The organism is Sphingomonas sp. UNC305MFCol5.2 (assembly GCF_000712135.1).
GTDB lineage: Bacteria > Pseudomonadota > Alphaproteobacteria > Sphingomonadales > Sphingomonadaceae > Sphingomonas.
On record NZ_JOOE01000001.1, the window covers coordinates 129,489 to 143,465 of the forward strand.

The 13,977-nt window shown below is 66.1% G+C and carries 13 protein-coding genes and 1 tRNA gene; 8 read left to right on the forward strand and 6 right to left on the reverse strand.

Translation table 11 applies throughout. The features are described 5' to 3' along the window. Positions 1 to 123 precede the first annotated feature (123 nt). Entirely contained in the window at positions 124 to 447 is a 324-nt protein-coding gene (locus BR78_RS0100610) for a hypothetical protein (protein WP_029934225.1), read from the forward strand. Positions 448 to 467: 20 nt separating this feature from the next. Here the strand turns inward: BR78_RS0100610 and BR78_RS0100615 are convergent, their stop codons facing one another. The 5 genes from BR78_RS0100615 to BR78_RS20275 form a co-directional block, all read right to left on the reverse strand. Next, positions 468 to 1,403, reverse strand: a complete 936-nt coding sequence (locus tag BR78_RS0100615) for a D-2-hydroxyacid dehydrogenase (protein ID WP_025561255.1) — start codon at positions 1,401 to 1,403, stop codon at positions 468 to 470. After that, the gene (locus tag BR78_RS0100620; RefSeq protein ID WP_025561254.1) at positions 1,403 to 1,855 is read right to left on the reverse strand and encodes a TM2 domain-containing protein; all 453 of its coding nucleotides are present in this window, start codon (positions 1,853 to 1,855) and stop codon (positions 1,403 to 1,405) included. Before BR78_RS0100620 ends, BR78_RS0100615 begins: the two co-directional genes overlap by 1 nt. A gap of 218 nt (positions 1,856 to 2,073) precedes the next feature. After that, on the reverse strand, positions 2,074 to 3,513 hold the full coding sequence (gene cysS, locus BR78_RS0100625) for a cysteine--tRNA ligase (protein WP_029934230.1): 1,440 nt from the start codon (positions 3,511 to 3,513) through the stop codon (positions 2,074 to 2,076). Positions 3,514 to 3,704: 191 nt separating this feature from the next. Beyond that, on the reverse strand, positions 3,705 to 3,980 hold the full coding sequence (locus BR78_RS0100630) for a hypothetical protein (protein WP_025561262.1): 276 nt from the start codon (positions 3,978 to 3,980) through the stop codon (positions 3,705 to 3,707). 75 nt (positions 3,981 to 4,055) lie between these two features. Continuing rightward, positions 4,056 to 4,283: a hypothetical protein gene (locus BR78_RS20275; protein WP_025561263.1), complete on the reverse strand. Its 228-nt coding sequence runs from the start codon at positions 4,281 to 4,283 to the stop codon at positions 4,056 to 4,058. A 222-nt stretch (positions 4,284 to 4,505) separates the two neighbouring features. Here BR78_RS20275 and BR78_RS0100640 point away from each other — a divergent pair, with 222 nt between their 5' ends. Further along, positions 4,506 to 4,904, forward strand: a complete 399-nt coding sequence (locus tag BR78_RS0100640; RefSeq protein ID WP_025561264.1) for a glycine zipper 2TM domain-containing protein — start codon at positions 4,506 to 4,508, stop codon at positions 4,902 to 4,904. A gap of 77 nt (positions 4,905 to 4,981) precedes the next feature. On the opposite strand, the gene BR78_RS0100645 is transcribed toward BR78_RS0100640, so the two are convergent. After that, positions 4,982 to 5,055 (reverse strand) — tRNA-Cys (locus BR78_RS0100645). Between the two features lie 162 nt (positions 5,056 to 5,217). On the opposite strand from BR78_RS0100645, the gene BR78_RS0100650 reads away from it, so the two are divergent. The 6 genes from BR78_RS0100650 (at position 5,218) to BR78_RS0100675 (ending at position 13,903) form a co-directional block, all read left to right on the forward strand. Then, positions 5,218 to 5,901, forward strand: coding sequence for a protein-L-isoaspartate O-methyltransferase family protein (locus BR78_RS0100650; protein ID WP_029934232.1), 684 nt, complete (start codon positions 5,218 to 5,220; stop codon positions 5,899 to 5,901). A gap of 14 nt (positions 5,902 to 5,915) precedes the next feature. After that, on the forward strand, positions 5,916 to 7,502 hold the full coding sequence (locus tag BR78_RS0100655; protein ID WP_029934234.1) for a TolC family outer membrane protein: 1,587 nt from the start codon (positions 5,916 to 5,918) through the stop codon (positions 7,500 to 7,502). A gap of 35 nt (positions 7,503 to 7,537) precedes the next feature. After that, positions 7,538 to 8,011, forward strand: a complete 474-nt coding sequence (locus BR78_RS0100660) for a DUF2497 domain-containing protein (protein WP_025561057.1) — start codon at positions 7,538 to 7,540, stop codon at positions 8,009 to 8,011. A 56-nt stretch (positions 8,012 to 8,067) separates the two neighbouring features. Further along, positions 8,068 to 10,098 (forward strand): S9 family peptidase, encoded by a 2,031-nt coding sequence (locus BR78_RS0100665; RefSeq protein WP_029725543.1) that lies wholly within the window; start codon positions 8,068 to 8,070, stop codon positions 10,096 to 10,098. A 173-nt stretch (positions 10,099 to 10,271) separates the two neighbouring features. Continuing rightward, a complete protein-coding gene (locus BR78_RS0100670; RefSeq protein ID WP_025561058.1) occupies positions 10,272 to 10,874 on the forward strand; it encodes a hypothetical protein in 603 nt (200 codons plus the stop codon). An 86-nt stretch (positions 10,875 to 10,960) separates the two neighbouring features. Next, positions 10,961 to 13,903: a valine--tRNA ligase gene (locus BR78_RS0100675; protein WP_029934238.1), complete on the forward strand. Its 2,943-nt coding sequence runs from the start codon at positions 10,961 to 10,963 to the stop codon at positions 13,901 to 13,903. Positions 13,904 to 13,977 lie beyond the last annotated feature (74 nt).

Consider the following 13,977-nt stretch of genomic DNA (forward strand, 5'->3'; position numbering starts at 1 on the left):
ATGCGGGTGCCTTACCCCCATGGGGTAAATGATGGCAAGCGGGAAAATTACCCGGGCGGGGTAAAGTTTGGCGGCCCGGACCGAAGTGCGCGGCCTTGCGTTGATGCCGCGAAGGAGACGGCCATGGACGGCGTGCACGCTATCGACGACGAACTCGACCGCGAGTTCATGCTCGACGAGGAAGCCGAGCAGGAGAAGGGCGATTCCGAATATGTCGCCGATCCGCGTGCGCTTTTCGGATCGGAAGCGGCGCGGGCGATGCTGGTGGTGCTGACGCGGCGGCTGGGGCCGGACTTCGCGCGCGCGGTGAGCGACGAGATGGCGTCGCGGACCTTCTCCTACCAGGCGGGCTGCCCCGACGACCGCAGCGACGGCAAGGCGATGGAGTATCTGCTCCGGGACGCGTTCTGGGACAAATTGTTCGCGATGACGAAGCCGGCTCAATAGCCGGCGGTGGCGAAGCCGGGTCAGTAGCCGGCGGCGAGATCGACTTCGTTCTGGAGCGGACGGCCTTCGAGGAAGGCGCGGAGGTTCTCGACGAAGAGATTGGCGGCGCGGACGAACATGCGCGTCTGGCTGCGGCCCGAGAGGTGCATCGAGAGGATGATGTTGGGCGTGCTCCACAAGGGATGCTCGGGCGGTAGCGGCTCGGGCGTGACGGTGTCGAGGAACGCGCCGGCGATGCGGCGCTTGGTGACCGCCTCGATCAGGGCGTCCTGATCGACCAGCTCGCCGCGGCCGACATTGATGATCCACGCCGAGGGCTTCATCGCCTTGAGCTCGTCCTCGCCGATCATCGCGCGGCTCTCCGGCGTCGCGGGGGCGGCGAGGAAAACCCAGTCGAACTCGCCCAGGCGATCGCGCCATGCGTCGGGCTGGATCGTGCCGGGAGCGCCGGTGCGGGTGACGCCGGTGACGGTGACGCCGAAGCCGGCGAGGCGCTCGCCGATGAGGCGGCCGATCGTGCCGTAGCCGATGACCAGCGCGTTGGTCTCGAACAGCTCGAGCTTGCCGGGCGCGTCGAACGGCCATTCGCGCGTGTCGGCGATGCGGACGACTTGGTCGTAACGCTTGGCGGCGACGAGCGCGCCCATCACGGCATATTCGGCGACGGTGTGCGCGTTGACGCCGCTGCCGTTGGTGACGCGGGTGCCGCGCGCGAGGAGCTGCGCCTTGTCGAGCCGATCCAGCCCCGCATAGATGGTCGACAGCCATTTGAGCTTGCGCCCCGCAGCGACGGCGCGGGCCCATTCGGGCGGCTTGTTGATGTCGACCCAGCCGATATCGGCATCGGCGACCATCTCCGCGGCTTCGTCGGCGGAGGCGAACCAGTGCACGTCCAGCCCCGCGGGAAGCCGCGGCTCGATCAGCGGCCGGGCAAGCGCGGGGAGGACGACCTTCATCAGGCGAAGCGGCGGGCGTAGCGGTGGTCGAACTCGGCGTCGGACATGATCAGATAGCGGACGGTGTCGATGAACGCCCAGACGCTGGTGACGAGCAGGCCGACGATGGTCGCCGAAATGACGATCATCAACACCGCGCTGCCGTTCCGGCCGAGGTAGAAGCGATGGATGCCGAGCACGCCGAAGAAGAAAGCGAGCAAGGCGGCGACATATTTGTTGCGGTCGTTGGACGGCGCCTGGCGGGCCGCGCCGACCGAGGCGGTGTCCGAATCGGGCAGGCGGAAGATGCGCAGCGCGCGCGTCCCCTCGATCGCGAAATCGATCCGCGCGCCCACGGCCGGGCCCCTGGCGTCGCTCCAGTCGTCCGGCCTGAACGTGTAGCGATGGCCGTCCTCGCCCGAAATCTGGCCCTCCCCGCTGGTGCGATCGACGCCGAGTACCTGTCCCCGCATTTTACTACCCCGTGTTGATCTGCCGCTTTTGGCGAAGGCGGGGGTGGGAACGCAAGGGGGTGGGCGTCTCTTTTCCGTATAACCCCGTCACCCCCGCGAAAGCGGGGGCCCATCTCCTGCACATCCCGCATACGACACAGCCGTGATTACCCGTGGCCTCTCCCCGAGATGGGCCCCCGCTTTCGCGGGGGTGACGGTAAGGAGGAGAGGGGGAGGAATTAAAGCGCCGGTTTCCAGTCCCAGCCGAGGGGATCGCCGTCCATGACTTCCACGCCGGCGGCGGCGAGTTCGTCGCGGATCGTGTCGGAGCGTTGGAAATCCTTCACCACGCGGGCCTGCTGGCGCTCGACGAGGCGGTCGCTGATCTCGTTGGGAGTGAGAGTCGCATTGGCCGGGCGGACGCGCAGCTCCTCGCGGGTGAGGTTCAGCAGGTTGAGGCCGAGCACTGCGTCGAATTGGGCGAGCGCGGCGAGACGGTCGGCGGGGGACAGCTTCTTCTCGGCGAGCAACTCGTCGAGGATGGGCAACGCCTTCGGGGTGTTGAGATCGTCCGCGACGGCATCATCGAGCCGATCGAGCCATGCCTGAGGCGAGGTGCCTTCACCCTCGGCCTTCGCCTTGAGCGCCGTCACCGACATCACCAACCGCTTGAGCCGCGTGAGCGCGGCGGCGAGGTTTTCGGCGGAGAATTCCAGCTCGCTGCGATAATGCGCCTGGAGGCAGAGCAGGCGATAGGCGAGGGGATGCACGCCCGCGTCGATCAACGACTGGAGCGTCGTGAAGCCGCCCTTCGACTTGGACATCTTGGCGCCGCGGTCGACGAGGAAATTGTTGTGCATCCAGAAATGCGCGCCAGTGAAGCCAGCGTTTTCCGGGCAGCCGCAAAAGGCCTGGTTCTGGGCGATCTCGTTGGGATGGTGGATCTCGCGGTGATCGATCCCGCCGGTGTGGATGTCGAACGGCGCGCCGAGATATTTGAGGCTCATCACCGAGCATTCGAGGTGCCAGCCGGGAGCGCCCTTGCCCCAGGGGGAATCCCATTCCATCTGGCGCTGCTCGCCGGGGGGCGACTTGCGCCAGATCGCGAAGTCCTGCGGGTGGCGCTTGCCTTCGACCGCCTCGATCCGTCCCTCGCGCGTATCGTCCTGCGATCCGGCGAGCTTGCCGTAATCGGGGACAGTGGTGCTGTCGAAATAGAGGCCGGTATCGAGCTCGTAGCAATGTTCCGGCGCGATCTTCTTCGCGAAGTCGATCATCTCGCCGATATGATCGGTCGCGACCGACCAGCGTGAAGGCTCGCGGATGTTGAGATCGGCGATGTTCGCCTTGAACGCCGCGGTGTAGTGCGCGGCGACGTCCCAGATGCTCTTGGCCTGGGCTTTCGCCGCCGCTTCCATCTTGTCGTCGCCGGCATCGGCGTCGCTGGTCAGATGGCCGACATCGGTGATGTTGATGACGTGGGTGAGGGAGTACCCCTTCCACGTCAGCACCCGGCTCAGCGTGTCGGTGAAGACATAAGCGCGCAGGTTTCCGAGATGGGCGTAATTGTAGACCGTGGGGCCGCAGGAATAGACGCGGACGCCTTTGGCGGGATCGAGCGGCTGGAACGCCTCGAGGCTGCGGGTGAGGGAGTTATAGAGCGTGAGGGGGGCGGACATGGCGACGGGCCATAGCGGCTCTGGTTTGTCCCGTCATCCCGGCGAAAGCGTGGGTGACGATGGGCGAACAGGCTATCACTTCTCCCTCTCCCCGCTTGCGGGGAGAGGGCAGGGGAGAGGGGGGTGCCGAGGGTGCATCGCGCTTGCCCCTCTCCCTGACCCTCTCCCCGAAGGGGAGAGGGAGATTTAGTTCACACCGTCTCTTCCTGGCCGATCGCGGCACGAACCATCGCGTTCCAGACCTGGGCGGGATCGCCGCCCGCGGTGCGGCCGGCCTCGACCATCTCGGGCGTTGGCTCGCGCAATGTTCGGAGTACTGCCATCGCGCGGGGGACCTCCTGTTCCCAGACGGCGTCGACTGCGATGCCTACGCTCGGATCGCCGCCTTCACCATTGATGCTGAGTGCCTCCGCGGCGATCGCGCGGGCGATTCGCTCGACGGGCGAAGTCACGGATAGGTCGGTCATTGCGGTTGCTCCTGGCGCGGGTCTCGCGACATGCAACGCGCGCGTACAAGCCGCGTTCCGGGTAGCGCGGATGCGTCAGGCCGCGAGCGGAGAGTGCGCCGGCGCCGTATGGGTTCGAGCAACGCCGTTGCCCGACAAGCCGCCGGCAATCAGCGGCAACGCCGTACCGCAAAAGGCGCATTCGGCGGTAAGTCGTCCGATCATCCAGTGCGACCGGCCGCAGCCGGGGCAATGATTGGTCTCCTGCGGCCGATACGCGATGCGATAGCCGGTATGCGCCTGGCGGATGCCGAAATCATACATTCGTCGTCTCCCGGTAACCGCCTGCGAAAACGAGTCGGATTCAGGCCTTGTTCCGTATCCGGGTCGGAACGCACGCGACGAGGCGTGCTTTTTCGCCGTTGAGTTACGCAAAAGCCACAGTCGATGAACGGCGGCTAACGGACGCATTCAGCCTCATTGCATGTCCGGCATGGCAGAGGAGTCGGCATGTGGAGGCAACCAAGGCCCCCGAAGGAGGATGAAATGATCAAGTCCCTGTTCACCGCCGCGCTCGCCGCGACCGTCACCCTCGGCGGAATGGCTGCCACCCCCGCCGCCGCGCAGGATTATGGCCGTGGCTATTATGAGCGCGACTATCGCGACTATCGCGACGACGGCTATCGCGGCGACCGCGGCTATCGTGAGGATCGCGGCTATCGTCGTGATTATCGCGGCTATCGTAACCGCGGCTATCGCCGCTGCTCGAGCGGCACCACGGGGACCATCCTCGGCGCGGTTGCCGGCGGCCTGCTGGGCGGCGAGATCGGCCGCGGCAGCTCATGGAGGGGCCGGAGCACCACCGGCACGATCATCGGCGCGGGCGCCGGCGCATTGCTCGGCCGCGAAGTGGACGGCGGCGATTGCCGCAGCCGTCGCCGCTAAGCGGCGCGCAAGCCGAAACACGAAGGGCGTCCGCTGCGAAGCGGGCGCCCTTTTCGTTCCGATCGTGCTGGAAGCGCTGGAGGCCCGACCGGGAATCGAACCCGGGTGCAAGGATTTGCAGTCCTCTGCGTCACCACTCCGCCATCGGGCCTCGAAAGCGAGGGCGCGAAATGCGCGAGGGGTGTGGCGCTGTCAACATAGTTTCAAAATGATCCCGGCCTCGCTTGGCGGCGACGCTGCAGCGCGATAGAAGCGCAGCAACGTCAACAAGTGTATTGCGCAACTAATACGGTTGTGCGACAGAGCCGGAGTGATGATGACCCTTCAGGTCGATCCCGCGCCCGTCGAAGCGAACCGCTTCGAAGCGATGCGCCATGCGATGGTCGCGAGCCAGCTGCGGACCAACGCAGTCAATGACTCGCGCGTGGTCGAGGCGATGGCGCGTACCCCACGCGAAAATTTCCTGCCGCCCGAGCATCGGGGTCTCGCGTATCGCGACACGCTGTTGCCGCTCGCCGGCGGGCGCCGCCACAATTCGCCGCTCGCCACCGGGCGGCTGCTGACCGAGGCGCAGGTGCGCGCCGACGATCATGTCCTGCTGATCGGGGCGGCGGGGGGCTATGCCGCGGCGCTGCTCGCGCTGCTGGCCAAATCGGTCGTCGCGCTCGAGGAAGAGGATTCGCTGGTCGAAATCGCGCGCGGGGCGCTTGCCGGCGAGGGCAAGGTCGAAGTCGTGCAAGGGGCGCTGAACGCCGGCTGGTCCGCGGGGGCACCTTATGACCTGCTGATCGTCGACGGTGCGGTGGAGCAGCTTCCCGAGGCACTCATCGCGCAGGTCAGGCCGGGTGGGCGCGTGCTCACCGGCGTGATCGACCGCGGGGTGACGCGGCTCGCCGCCGGCCGCCGCACCGAAGGGGGCTTCGGCCTGATCGACTTTCAAGATATCGAATGCGCTGAATTGCCTGGTTTCCGACGCCTACGGACCTTCACTTTCTGAAGAAGAAGAGATTGATGCGACTGACTTCTCTCCTCCTGGGCGTGAGCCTGACCGCGCTTGCCGTGCCTGCCGCCGCGCAGACCACGACCACGCGCAGCGGCACTTCGACACCGGTACGCGTGCAGACCGCGCCGCCGGGCGCGACTCCGGCGCTGGCCCCGGCCGCGCAGCCGACCACCACGCTGCGCGACGCCCTGGTCCAGGCGTACAACACCAATCCGGATCTTGCCGGCGAGCGCGCCAATCAGCGCGCGAACGACGAGAATGTTCCGATCGCGAAATCGCAGGGGCGACCGGGCGTGAGCTCGACGGGGTCGGTCAGCAACAGCCTGTACGATACCGACGCGACCTTCGGGCCGAGCCGGCGCGGCGCGCTGGGGCTCGATCTGTCGGTTCCGGTGTTCAGTGGCGGCGCGGTGCGCAATTCGGTCAAGGCGGCCGAGACTCGCGTCGAGGCGGGGCAGGCCAATCTGCGCGGCGCCGAGGCCGATGTCTTCACCCAGACGGTGACGGCCTATGTCGACGTGCTGCGTGACGAAGCGATCGTGCGGCTCAACCAGCAGAATGTCCGCGTGCTCGAAGTCAATCTGCAGGCGACGCGCGACCGGTTCGAAGTCGGCGACCTGACGCGTACCGACGTCGCCCAGTCCGAAGCGCGGCTGGCGCTGGCGCAGAGCCAGCTGCGCACCGCCGAGGCACGGCTGATCGGTAGCCGCGAAACCTATATCCGTGTGGTCGGCACGCCCCCGGGCGTGCTCGCCGCGCCGCCGACCCTGCCTAACTTCCCCGATGACGTGGGCACTGCCGAGCAGACTGCGCTCGCCAATAATCCGTTCCTCGAAGCCGCCAAGCTGGCGCGTGATGCCTCTCGCTATGACGTCAGCGTCGCCAAAGCGAGCCGGCTGCCGCAAGTGAGCGTCGGCGTGGGCGGGGATTATTACAATTACCTCGGCTCGGTCGGCAGCCAGGCGGCGGCTTCGGGCCTGAAAGGCGATGGTTTCGCGACGACTTTGGGCGCGCAAGTGACGCTGCCGATCTTCCAGGGCGGGCGCCCCGCGGCGCAGGTCCGCCAGGCGCGGGCGCGGGAAGGCGCCGCGATCGAGCAGGTCACGCTCACCGAGCGTGGTGTGATCGCGCAGGCGCGTTCGGCCTTCGCGGCCTATGACAGCTCGCTCAAGGTGATCGAATCGTCGCGCGTCGCGGTCGAGGCCAACAAGCTCAGCCTCGAAGGTGTCCGCGCCGAGAACAGCGTCGGCACGCGCACGATCCTCGACATCCTCAACGCCGAGCAGGAACTGCTCAACAGCCAGGTGAACTACGTCACTGCCGAGCGCGACGCCTATGTCGCGGGCTTCACTTTGCTCGCGGCGATGGGCCGCGCCGAGGCCAAGGACCTTGGGCTCGAAGGCGGGCCGCTCTACGATCCGGCTGCCAATTACGAGCGCGTCCGCGGCCGCTGGAGCGACTGGGCCGACGGCCCGAAGCCGGTCGGGACGAGCACCTCGACCAGCGGCACGCCGGCGCAGGGCGCGACGGTGACCAGCACCCCGCTGGATCCTTTGTTGCAGCGATCGGTTGACACCACGCCTGGAAATCCCTGATTTAACCACAGTCAGCCACAGGAGACGTGTCGGCTATGGGGGATATCAGTACCGAGCCGTCGATGGAGGAGATCCTCTCCTCGATCAAACGCATCATCGCCGAAGAAGGCGATGCGGCGGTGGCTTCGCGTACCCGCCGCGGCCGCGCCTCGACCGCCTCGGCACGCACGCCGCAGGTCGAAGACGAGGATCCCGAGGGCGAGGCCGTGCTCGAACTGCGCGAGCCGGTCGAGGATGAGGCCGAGGCGCACTCGGGTGCCGAGAAGTCCGCACCCGCTAGGCGTCCCGAACCGATTCTCTCGGAACGCGCCGTCGAGGCGACGCGCGGGCCGCTCGAGGCGCTTTCGCGGATGGTGGTGAAACCCGACGTCGCCGGTTCGGATACGCTCGAAGGGCTGGTGCGCGAGATGCTCAAGCCGATGCTGCGCGACTGGCTCGACGCCAATCTTCCGCAGATCGTCGAGGCGATGGTGGCGCGCGAGATCACGCGGATCACCGGGCGGAACTGACTTTTCGCAGTCGCGGGCGATTGTAACGCCCGCAACCATCTGCTTATCTCCCGCCCATGAAGCATCTCCTGCTCGCGGGCGCAGCGCTCGCATCCGCCGCCGCGCCTGCTCTGGCGCGAGACCTCACCATCCAGGACGTCGCGACGCTATCGCGAGTGGGTGCGCCTGCCGTCTCGCCCGACGGCAAGTGGCTCGTCTGGCAGCAGCGCGAGACCGACCTCGCCGCCAATCGCGGGCGTTACGATCTGTGGCGGCTCGATCTGAGCAAGAAGGGGGCATTGCCCGAGAAGTTGGTCGCCGAGGCCGACGTCAACGAGACGGGGCCGCAATTCTCCGCCGACGGCGCGACGGTCTTCTTCCAGTCGGACAAGGGCGGCGTCGATTCCATCCAGTCGGTGGCGATCACCGGCGGCGCGGCGAGGGCGTGGTTCACGCCAAAAGGCGGGTTCAGCGGCGTCAAGCTCTCGCCCGACGGGACCCGGGCCCTGGTCTGGGCCGATCGCAAGCCCGGCGCGCCGACGATCGAGCCGGCGATGGAGAAGAAGGATCCGAATGCGGGATCCGGGCGAACCTTCGACAAGATGTTCGTGCGGCACTGGGACACATGGGCGAATGGCGAGCGCTCGCAATTGTTCGTCGTGCCGCTCCGCCAGGAAGGCGTGACCGCGGTGCCGATCGCGGCGAGCCTCGACGGCGACACCCCCTCGAAGCCGTTTGGCGGCGGCGAGGAATTGAGCTGGTCGGCGGACGGCAAGACCGTCTATTTCGCGCTGCGCGAAGCCGGGCGGACCGAGCCGCTCTCGACCAACCTCGACATCTTCGCGGCCCCCGCCGACGGCTCCGCCGCGCCGGTGAACCTCACGGCCGACAATGACGGGATGGACAATCTCCCGACCGCGTCGCCCGATGGCAAATGGCTGGCATATTTCGCGATGAAGCGGCCGACCTACGAAGCCGATCGCCAGGTGCTGATGCTCCGAAACCTCGCGACGGGTGAAGTGCGCGCGCTGACCGAGGCATGGGACCGTTCGGTCGCCTCGATCGCCTGGGCACCCGATTCGAGGACGATCTACGTGACCGCGCAGGACACGCAGGAAGAGCCGATCTTCAGCGTCGATCCGACCAGCGGCAAGGTGACTCGGCTGACGCAGGAAGGCGCCGTTTCCGCCGTGGTGCCGACCAAAAGCGGATTGGTGTTCAGCATGAACAGCCTGACCGGGCCCGACGATTTCTACCGGCTGACCGGCAAGAAGACCGAGCGGCTGACTTCGGTGAACGCCGCCAAGCTCGCGGGGATCGACTTGCCCAAGGTGGAGCGGTTCAGCTTCAAGGGCGCGAACAACGACACTGTCTGGGGCTATGCGGTGCGCCCGGCCTCGCTCGCCGAGGGAAAGAAGGCGCCGATCGCGTTCATCGTCCATGGCGGACCGCAGGGATCGAGCAACAACAGCTGGTCGTATCGCTGGAACCCCGCGGTGTTCGCGGGTGCGGGCTATGCCGTGGTGTCGGTCGATTTCCACGGCTCGACCGGCTACGGGCAGGCCTTCAGCGACGCGATCCGCAACAATTGGGGCGGCTGGCCGCTCGAGGATCTGCAAAAGGGCCTCAAGGCCGCGACCGACAAGTTCGCCTATCTCGACGCCGACAATGCCTGCGCGCTCGGCGCTTCCTATGGCGGCTATATGATGAACTGGATCGAGGGGCAGTGGCCCGACCGCTTCAAATGCATCGTCCAGCATGATGGCGTGTTCGACGCGCGCGCCATGGCCTACGAAACCGAAGAGCTCTGGTTCGACGAGTGGGAGCATGGCGGGAAAGCCTATTATGAGGACCCCGGGGCTTTCGAGAAATGGAACCCGGTCAACCATGTGACGGCATGGAAGACTCCGCAGCTGGTGATCACCAGCGAGAAGGACTTCCGTATCCCCTATACCCAGGGACTGGCGGCGTTCACGGCGCTCCAGCGGCGCGAGATCCCGTCGAAGCTCCTCATCTTCCCCGACGAGAACCATTGGGTGCTCAAGCCGAAGAACTCGATGCAATGGTATGGCGAAGTGCTGGGCTGGCTGGGGAAATATACGAAGTAGCGGTGCTCCTGCGAAAGCAGGAGCCCAGAGCCACAGCGACGTCACCTGTAACCCTGGGCTCCTGCTTTCGCAGGAGCACGGTGGGCGGGTGGACGACGAATTTCATCCTGCGTTCAGGTTGGCGGAATAGTTTTCGGCCCCGCAGTTCAACCCTTCGAGCGAGGATGAGTATCATGCGTTCGATCTCCAAACTGGCCCTTGCCGGGCTCGGTCTCGCCGCGCTGACCGGCGGGGCGGCGCTGGCGCAGGAAATGCACGTGATGAAGGTGGCGCTGCCCGACGGCTCGGTGGCGCATATCCGCTATGCAGGCGACAAGCCGCCGCAGATCGCAGTGGTGCCGGCGGTGCAGCGGATCGCAGTGCCGATCGTGCTGGCGCAGCCGATGGCGTCGCCCTTCGCCGATTTCGACCAGGTCTTCGCCGATATGGATCGGCGGATGGCGGCGATGATGCAACAGGCGCGCATGCTTGCCAGCCAGCCGGTCGACGCCTCAGGCAAGCTCGAGGCCGTGAACCTCGGCAAGCTGCCCGCGGGCACCGTGCGCTATTCGTTCACTTCGACCACGACGGGCAACGGCAGCTGCACCCAGTCGGTCCAGTATATCTCCGACGGCAGCGCGGCGCAGCCCAAGGTCGTCTCGCAGAGCTCGGGTGATTGTTCGGCGATGGCAAAGCCCGTGGTGAAGGTCTCGGTGCCTGCGCCGAAGGCCATACCGGCACCAGCGCCGTCGAAGGCGCCCGCACCGGCCAAGGCACCCGACCGCGACATGATCTGAGCGCAGCGGCGCTCCGCGCAAGGAAAGGCGGTCCCATCCGGGGCCGCCTTTTCATTTTGGCGAGGCCCCGGTAGAGCCGCCGCGATATGAGCGAACTCCCCAAGACCTTCGACCCCGCCGAAATCGAAACCCGCTGGTACCAGCATTGGGAGGCAAACGGCCTGTTCGCGCCCGAGCGGCCCGGCGCCGATCCGTGGACGCTCGTCAATCCGCCGCCCAATGTGACCGGCAGCCTGCATATCGGCCACGCGCTCGACAACACGCTGCAGGACGTCCTCGTCCGCCACGCGCGGCTGAAGGGCAAGGACGCGCGCTGGGTGGTCGGCACCGATCACGCCGGCATCGCGACGCAGATGGTGGTGGAGCGGCAGCTCAACCAGAAGCAGCAGAAGCGCACCGATTTCACCCGCGAGGAATTCGTCGCGAAGGTCTGGGAGTGGAAGGAAGAGAGCGGCGGCGAGATCACGCAGCAGCTCCGCCGGCTCGGCTGCTCGATGGACTGGGCCAATGAGCGCTTCACGATGGACGAGGGCTTTTCGAAAGCCGTCCTGAAAGTGTTCGTCGAGTTGCACAAGCAGGGGCTGCTCTATCGCGACAAACGTCTGGTGAACTGGGATCCCGGCCTCGGCACGGCGATCTCGGACCTCGAAGTCGAGACGGTCGAAGTCAAAGGCAATTTCTGGCATCTGCGCTATCCGCTCGAGGATGGCAGCGGCTTCATCCAGGTCGCGACGACGCGGCCCGAGACGATGCTCGCCGACATGGCGGTGGCGGTGAACGCCAGCGACGAACGCTATACGGCCTTGGTCGGCAAGAAGGTGCGGCTGCCGATTACCGGGCGGCTGATTCCGATCATTACCGACGACCATGCCGATCCCGAGCTCGGTTCGGGCGCGGTGAAGATCACGCCCGGCCACGATTTCAACGATTTCGAGGTCGGACGTCGCGCCGGCATCGAAGCGCGCGACATGCTCAACATGCTCGATGCCAAGGCGAACATCACCCAGACCGCCGACGGGCTGATCCCGGCCGACCTGCTCGGGCTCGACCGGTTCGAGGCGCGGAAACAGGTGGTCGCGCGGCTCAAGGCCGAGGGCTTCCTCGTTCCTTATGTCGACAAGGACGGCGAGGCGCACGATTCCGAGCCGCGCACGATCCAGACGCCGTATGGCGACCGCTCGGGCGTGGTGATCGAGCCGTGGCTGACTGACCAATGGTATGTCGACGCCGCGACCTTGGCCAAGCCGGCGATCGAGGCGGTGCGCTCGGGCGCGACGAAGATCGTGCCGAAGAGCTGGGAGAAGACGTATTTCAACTGGATGGAGAACATCCAGCCGTGGTGCGTGAGCCGGCAGTTGTGGTGGGGGCATCGGATCCCGGCGTGGTTTGGGCCGAAGCGAGATGAGCACGGGCTGGTCAGCTACATCGACCATCAAATCAACGCAGATGGATCACTCACGGAAGCTATCAGCTCTGAAAACGAACCTTTTGTTGCGCTAACGGAAGCCGATGCAATCGCGGCTGCTCAAGCTCACTATGGAGACCAATACAAGATCGTAGTCGATGATCGCTTTCCGCGGGCGACGAACGACACGGTTTATATCGTGCAGGACTCCGACGTTCTCGACACCTGGTTCTCCTCGGCGTTGTGGCCGTTCGCGACCCTTGGATGGCCGGATGTCCAACCCACCCCGTTCGCTTCGAGCGAAGTCGAGAAGCATTTGGCGGGCGATGGACAGGGTTTCTCGACTTCGCTCGAAACGAACGGGGGGAGGGGTGTCCATAAGCAATTGGGCGGCCGCTACCCCAATGACGTGCTGATCTCGGGCTTCGACATCCTGTTCTTCTGGGATGCGCGGATGATGATGCAGGGTTTGCACTTCATGAAGGAAGTGCCGTTCAAGACATTGTATCTCCACGGTTTGGTGCGCGCCGCGGACGGGCAGAAAATGTCCAAGTCCAAGGGCAACGTCGTCAATCCGCTGGGGCTGATCGACCAATATGGCGCCGATGCGCTGCGCTTCTTCATGGCGGCGATGGAGAGCCAGGGACGCGACATCAAGATGGATGAGCGCCGGATCGAAGGCTATCGCAACTTCGCGACCAAGCTGTGGAACGCCGCGCGCTTCTGCCAGTCGAACGGGATCGGGGCGAGCACCACGATCGAGCCGCCCGCGGCCGAACTGGCGGTCAATCGCTGGATCGTCGCCGAGACCGTCGCGACGGTGCAGGCGCTCGACCTCGCGCTCGCCGACCTGCGCTTCGACGAGGCGGCGAACACGATCTACCAATTCACCTGGAGCCGTTTCTGCGACTGGTATCTCGAGCTGATCAAGCCGGTGATCCAGGGCGAGGGCGGCGTGGCCGCGACGGGCGCCGGGGCAGACGAAACCCGCGCGGTGGCGGGCTGGGTGCTCGATCAGATCCTCGTGATGCTCCACCCGTTCATGCCCTTCATCACCGAGGAATTGTGGTCGAAGATGGGCGCGCGCGAGCACGAGCTGATCGTCGCGAAATGGCCGATGGCCGACGCGCGGGCGCTCGATCCCGAGGCCGCGAAGGAGATCGACTGGCTGATCCGGCTGGTGAGCGAGATCCGCGCGGCGCGGACGGAGCTGAATGTGCCGCCGGGGGCGAAGCTATCGCTTTATCAGGTCGACAAGAACGATGCGGCTGAGGCGCGGTTGATCGGCAACGCGTCCGCGCTGGAGCGCCTGGCCCGAGTGAACATCACACGCTTGACCGAGCCAATGGAGGGCAAGCCAGAGGCTTCGCTGCAAGTCACCGTCGACGGATTGCTATACGCAATGCCGATTGGCGGAGTGGTAGACCTCGAAGCCGAGCGCGCACGCCTGACCAAGGCGATCGGCGCGGCCGAGAAGGAGCGCGACGGGCTCGCGGGCCGACTCAACAATCCGAGTTTCGTCGAGCGCGCCAAGCCCGAGGCAGTCGAGAAGGCGCGGGCCGACCATGCCGAAAAGGCGGCCGAAGCCGAGCGGCTCGCGGCGGCGCTGGCGCGGTTGGGCTAGGATCGCTCCCCTCCCTGGAAGGGAGGGGCTGGGGGTGGGTGCGACCGAAGGGAGCCTTTCCACGGCTGCCGCAT

Bases quoted from the DNA above. Each gene is read 5' to 3' on its own strand.
- BR78_RS0100665 (WP_029725543.1), top strand. From the start codon at position 8,068: ATGAAGCATCTCCTGCTCGCGGGCGCAGCGCTCGCATCCGCCGCCGCG.
- BR78_RS0100660 (WP_025561057.1), top strand. From the start codon at position 7,538: ATGGGGGATATCAGTACCGAGCCGTCGATGGAGGAGATCCTCTCCTCG.
- BR78_RS0100610 (WP_029934225.1), top strand. From the start codon at position 124: ATGGACGGCGTGCACGCTATCGACGACGAACTCGACCGCGAGTTCATG.
- BR78_RS20275 (WP_025561263.1), bottom strand. From the start codon at position 4,283: ATGTATGATTTCGGCATCCGCCAGGCGCATACCGGCTATCGCATCGCG.
- BR78_RS0100615 (WP_025561255.1), bottom strand. From the start codon at position 1,403: ATGAAGGTCGTCCTCCCCGCGCTTGCCCGGCCGCTGATCGAGCCGCGG.
- BR78_RS0100650 (WP_029934232.1), top strand. From the start codon at position 5,218: ATGATGACCCTTCAGGTCGATCCCGCGCCCGTCGAAGCGAACCGCTTC.
- BR78_RS0100670 (WP_025561058.1), top strand. From the start codon at position 10,272: ATGCGTTCGATCTCCAAACTGGCCCTTGCCGGGCTCGGTCTCGCCGCG.
- BR78_RS0100640 (WP_025561264.1), top strand. From the start codon at position 4,506: ATGATCAAGTCCCTGTTCACCGCCGCGCTCGCCGCGACCGTCACCCTC.
- cysS (WP_029934230.1), bottom strand. From the start codon at position 3,513: ATGTCCGCCCCCCTCACGCTCTATAACTCCCTCACCCGCAGCCTCGAG.
- BR78_RS0100675 (WP_029934238.1), top strand. From the start codon at position 10,961: ATGAGCGAACTCCCCAAGACCTTCGACCCCGCCGAAATCGAAACCCGC.
- BR78_RS0100620 (WP_025561254.1), bottom strand. From the start codon at position 1,855: ATGCGGGGACAGGTACTCGGCGTCGATCGCACCAGCGGGGAGGGCCAG.
- BR78_RS0100630 (WP_025561262.1), bottom strand. From the start codon at position 3,980: ATGACCGACCTATCCGTGACTTCGCCCGTCGAGCGAATCGCCCGCGCG.
- BR78_RS0100655 (WP_029934234.1), top strand. From the start codon at position 5,916: ATGCGACTGACTTCTCTCCTCCTGGGCGTGAGCCTGACCGCGCTTGCC.